This is a genomic window from Aneurinibacillus aneurinilyticus ATCC 12856, assembly GCF_000466385.1.
Lineage (GTDB): Bacteria > Bacillota > Bacilli > Aneurinibacillales > Aneurinibacillaceae > Aneurinibacillus > Aneurinibacillus aneurinilyticus.
Map to the genome: position 1 here is coordinate 1 of NZ_KE952825.1, position 2,183 is coordinate 2,183.

Annotated in this window: 2 protein-coding genes; both read left to right on the forward strand. The window is 46.2% G+C overall.

Features of this window, described 5'->3' with window-relative positions; all coding sequences use genetic code 11:
* Positions 1-1,389: IS21 family transposase (gene istA / locus HMPREF0083_RS15450; protein ID WP_021622485.1), on the forward strand; the 1,389-nt coding region annotated here is incomplete at its 5' end.
* Positions 1,386-2,108: an IS21-like element helper ATPase IstB gene (istB, locus tag HMPREF0083_RS15455; RefSeq protein WP_021622486.1), complete on the forward strand. Its 723-nt coding sequence runs from the start codon at positions 1,386-1,388 to the stop codon at positions 2,106-2,108. The genes istA and istB, both read left to right, overlap by 4 nt.
* Positions 2,109-2,183 lie beyond the last annotated feature (75 nt).

Sequence of the window (2,183 nt, forward strand, 5' to 3'; positions counted from 1 at the left end):
ATGGAGGATTTCAGTCCAGAGACAAAACCACCACAAGTGCGTGGGGCGAGAGTGATGGATCCGGTGAAACCCATACTGGATGCATGGATTCAGGAGGACTTCCAGAAGAAAAAGAAATTCAGAAGAACAGCAAAGCGTATGTATGAAGTGCTGGTGGAGGACTATGCGTTCAAAGGTTCTGATCGTACCGTCCGAAATTATGTGGCTAAGCAAAAGATCAAGCTGGCAGAGGAAGTCGAACAGGCAGCCTTGCCATTGGAAGCGAAACCAGGTACCGCTCAAGTAGACTTCGGGGAGGCGCCGTTCTTGCATGATGGAAAGCAAATCGTCCTGCCGTATTTGGTGATATCCTTCCCTTTCAGCAATGCATTCCTCTTTCAAGTCTTTCCGGCTCAGAACAAAGAGTGTTTCATGGAAGGTCTGAAACGAATGTTTCATTATATAGGCGGAGTGCCGAAGGCAATCCGATTCGACAACCTTTCGGCAGCCGTCAAAAAAGTATTGCCGAACGGAGAACGCGAACTGACAGAAGCATTCCAGAACTTCGTTCTTCACTATGAGTTCACTCCTGAATTTTGTAACCCCGGAAGCGGAAATGAAAAAGGCCATGTAGAATCCATGGTCAAATACATCCGCAACAATTTTCTTCTTCCGGAACTGACACTTCTGAATCTAGAGGACTTGAATCGAACGTTCTGGAAAAAGGCGGAGAAGGATCGGAACCGTAAACACTACCAGAAGGAGAACCTCATTGCCAAACTATATATGGCAGACCAAGAACAGTTCTTACAGCTACCAGCGAAAGAGTTTGATTGTGTGCGCTATGAGGAAGTCAAGGCAGATAAGTATGGCTATATACGGATCGATAACAAGACGTACTCAACTTCCCCTCGCTTTGCCAAACAGAAGGTTTTGGCAAAGATCTCGTACAATCAAGTGGAGCTTTTGACCGAGAAATATGACCTGATTGTTTCCCATGAACGCTTGTATGGGGAACAAAAACAATCGGTAAAATGGCAACCTTATTTATCTCTGATGGCCAAACGGCCTATGGCAATTAAATATACTAGCTTTTACGAGCAGCTTCCGAAGGAATGGCAGATATATCTTGAGCAATGTACTGTCCATGAGAAGCAACAGGTGCTTCAGCTTCTGTCCGTGCTTCTGAAGGAACGTGACTTCCATACGCCGACAGAAGCGCTGCGTCTTGCCTCGGAGCGCGGCCAACCTTCGGTCGACTCGATCAAACAGGTCTTCTATCAGCTTCTGAACGGCAGAGGACAGCGAAAGGAAATTGATGTGAAGAAAGCCGTGCCGGACGTTCCACCTGCCGTCAGGGGACTGTCTCATTATGATCATCTGATGGGTACAGGTGGTGATATAGAATGAAGCAACGCATTCAAGAGTACGCAAAACGGCTGAAGTTGAGCTGGACCCGGGAACATTACCATGAGATCAGGGCGACCAACAATGAAGAGTATTTATTGCGTCTTCTGGAGCGAGAAATCCAGCAACGAGATGAAAGAAAAACCAATCTTCTACTCCAGCAGGCGACACTACCGAAGGTAGCGGGAACCCCGTTTGATTGGAAAGATATAAAGCTGGGACAAGGTTTGACAAGGGAGTATGTTTTGCATGGTGGTTTTATTGAGAATCAGGAAAACCTGATTTTTTATGGGGGAGTCGGAACGGGCAAGACGTTTTTGTCCAGTCTGATCAGCCTCCACGCCATCCAGCAACAAGGAAAGAAAGTGAAGTTCTATACCGTGGCATCCTTGGTAAACCAGCTATTGGATGCCCATGAGAAAGGCTCGTTGAGCCGTCTGTTCAAACAGATCGAGAAGCTGGATGTAGTAATCTTGGATGAACTGGGCTATATCCCTCTTCATAAGCAAGGGGCCGAGCTTCTCTTCCAAGTAATTTCGATGTGTTACGAAACGAAGAGTATGATCATCACGACAAATCTTCAATTTGGGCAATGGAACCATGTGTTTGGAGATCCCATCTTAACGGAGGCTGTCATAGACCGGCTGATTCACCACTCTCATTTGATCGTGTTCAGTGGTGAAAGCCACCGCTATCGGGAATCACTTCTTCAAAACAAGTAAATAACGGAACAAAAAGAGCGGTGTTGGCGAGCTAGCATTTTTAATTGCCGTTTTATGCATTTTTTCATTGCCAAA